We start from the raw sequence: 2,869 nt of genomic DNA on the forward strand, positions 1-2,869 counted from the left end.
TTTACCGCCATCCTCGCTATTTAAAATCGCCTCTGAATCTACTGGAAACCTTTACAGCCCACGGGGAAGCCGACCCTATCTATTAGAAATTAATGGATTAGTTGCAGTCGGTCAACTGCGCCTGGAATGGAGTTTTAGCGAATCAGTACATCGCCGGGAAACGGTGCAGCGACTAGCTGAGGGATATATAGAGGCGTTGCGATCGCTTATTGCCCACTGTCAATCTCCAGAAGCAGGCGGCTACACTCCCTCAGACTTTATCGCCGCCAAAGCCAGTACCAGCGACTTCGATAAGTTGCTAGCCCAAATTAGTCAATCTACCAAAGGCAGCCGCCATGAAAGTTGAAAATCTAGAAGACATTTACGAACTTTCACCGATGCAGCAGGGGTTGCTATTTCATACGCTGTATGCCCCAAAATCGGCAATGTATTTCGAGCAGTATAGCTGGACGGTGCAAGGAGATTTTAATGCCTTGGCGTTTAAGCAAGCTTGGCAAAGCGTAATCGACAGACATCCGATTTTGCGGACTGCCTTCTTTTGGCAAGATTTGGAAAAGCCCTATCAAGTGGTGTACCGCCAAGCTGAACTAATTTGGCAGGAACAAGATTGGCGGCATTCGCGGGAGTTGCAAGCAGAACGATTGGAAATGTTTTTGCAGGCAGATCGCGATCGCGATTTCGACCTTTCCCAAGCCCCCTTGATGCGTCTCGCCTTGATTCGGTTAGCAAATGATACCTATCAAGTGGTTTGGAGCCATCACCACATCCTTTTAGATGGTTGGTCGGTTCCCCTGGTCTTTCAGGAAGTTTACGCCTTTTATCAAGCCTTCTGCCAAGGTCAAGAATTACACCTGGAACGCCCCCGTCCGTTCCGGGAATACATTACCTGGCTACAGCAGCAAGATTTGTCGAAAGCGGAAGCGTTCTGGAGAAAGACACTGCAAGGCTTTACCGCACCGACTCCTCTAGGACTAGACCGGATGCACAATCAGGCGAGTCTAGAAAACAACGAGAACGAGCAGCAAATGAAGCTATCGCAGGCTGTCAGCGCTGCTCTGGAAGCCTTAGCACGTCAGCATCGCTTAACGATTAACACCTTAGTGCAAGGAGCTTGGGCGATTCTGCTGAGTCGCTACAGTGGCGAACAGGATGTAATTTTTGGGGCGATTTCTTCTGGGCGTCCAACCGATTTAGTGGGGGTGGAATCGATTGTCGGGATGTTTGTCAACACCTTGCCAATGCGGGTATATGTCAATCCCGAAGCCGAACTTTTGCCTTGGTTAAATCGTTTTCAAGCTCAACAAGCAGAAATGCGTCAGTACGAGTATAGCCCTCTCGTCAAAATTCAGGGATGGAGTGAAATTCCTGCCAACGTATCTTTCTTTGAGAGCATTGTCACCTTAGAAAACTATCCCGTTGAACCGGAACAATGGGAAGAAAATCAGAACCTAAAGATATACAATTTGCAGGTTTTTGAGAAGACAAACTATCCCCTAACGATCATGGCAGGAACGGGAACCCAGTTGTCGCTCAGAATTTTGTACGACGATCGCCGTTTTGATGCCGCCACAATTACTCGGATGCTGGGGCATTTCCAAACATTGTTGGAAAGTATTGCAGCTAATCCTAATCAGCGTCTTGGCGACTTGCCAATTTTGACTGCCGCAGAACGGTATCAGTTGTTGTTGGACTGGAACAATATTCAGGCGCAGGATAATGTAGAGACACGATTAATCGCATCTATACAATCGATTCATCAGTTATTTGAACAACAGGTACAAAAGACACCTGATGCGGTTGCGGTAATTTTTGATAATCAACAGCTAACTTATACCGAACTCAATAGTCGAGCGAATCAATTAGCGCATCACCTGCAAAAACTTGGAGTGAAACCCGAAGTTCTCGTTGGCATTTGCATGGAACGCTCTTTGGAAATGGTGATTGGACTTTTGGGGATTCTCAAAGCAGGTGGTGCTTATGTACCGCTAGATCCCAAGTATCCCCAAGAACGCTTAGCGTTCATGTTAGAGGATACGCAAGCATCGGTATTGTTGACGCAACAGCAACTGATTGAGAGTCTTCCTAAACACAATGCGAAGGTTGTTTCTCTAGACTCTGACTGGGACATGATTGCTCAGTCAAACTCGGAAAATCCGGTTCAAGAAACGATAACAGCAGATAACCTCGCCTACGTCATTTATACTTCTGGTTCTACTGGCAAACCGAAAGGCGTTGCGATCGCGCATCACAACACTGTTGCGCTGATTGATTGGGCGAAAACAGTGTTTACAGCAGCAGATATGGCGGGAGTTTTGGCTTCTACTTCTATCTGCTTCGACTTGTCAGTTTTTGAACTCTTTGTTCCCTTAAGCTGCGGTGGTACGGTCATTTTGGCTGAAAACGCCTTGTATTTGCCGACTTTACCAGCGGCGGATCGGGTGACGTTAATTAATACCGTGCCAAGTGCGATCGCTTCTTTACTCCGAGATAACGCCATTCCCGCTTCAGTCCGTACCGTTAATTTAGCAGGCGAACCCCTGCTAAATAATCTGGTGCAGCAACTCTATCAGCTAAACCACATCCAGCAGGTATTTAATCTCTACGGGCCTTCGGAAGATACTACCTATTCAACATACGCCTTAATCGAACGCGGTAGCCAGTCAAATCCGCCGATTGGTCGCCCGATTGCCAATACACAAACCTATGTATTGGATAACTCTCTACAACCTGTCCCCATCGGCGTTACTGGCGAACTCTATCTTGGCGGTGCAGGACTGGCGCGAGGTTATCTCAATCGTCCAGAACTGACAGCCGAAAAGTTTATTGCCAACCCATTTAATCAAAACCTAACCCCCCTGCCCCCTTCCCT

The 2,869-nt window shown here is 47.4% G+C and carries 2 protein-coding genes; both read left to right on the plus strand.

Annotated elements, in window-relative coordinates:
* On the plus strand, positions 1-346 hold a 346-nt coding region (locus tag H6F50_RS09570; RefSeq protein ID WP_190428514.1), incomplete at its 5' end, for a hypothetical protein.
* A partial coding sequence (locus H6F50_RS09575; protein ID WP_190428515.1) for an amino acid adenylation domain-containing protein occupies positions 336-2,869 on the plus strand: 2,534 nt, incomplete at its 3' end. The genes H6F50_RS09570 and H6F50_RS09575, both read left to right, overlap by 11 nt.

The organism is Coleofasciculus sp. FACHB-712, from assembly GCF_014695635.1.
Lineage (GTDB): Bacteria > Cyanobacteriota > Cyanobacteriia > Cyanobacteriales > FACHB-T130 > FACHB-T130.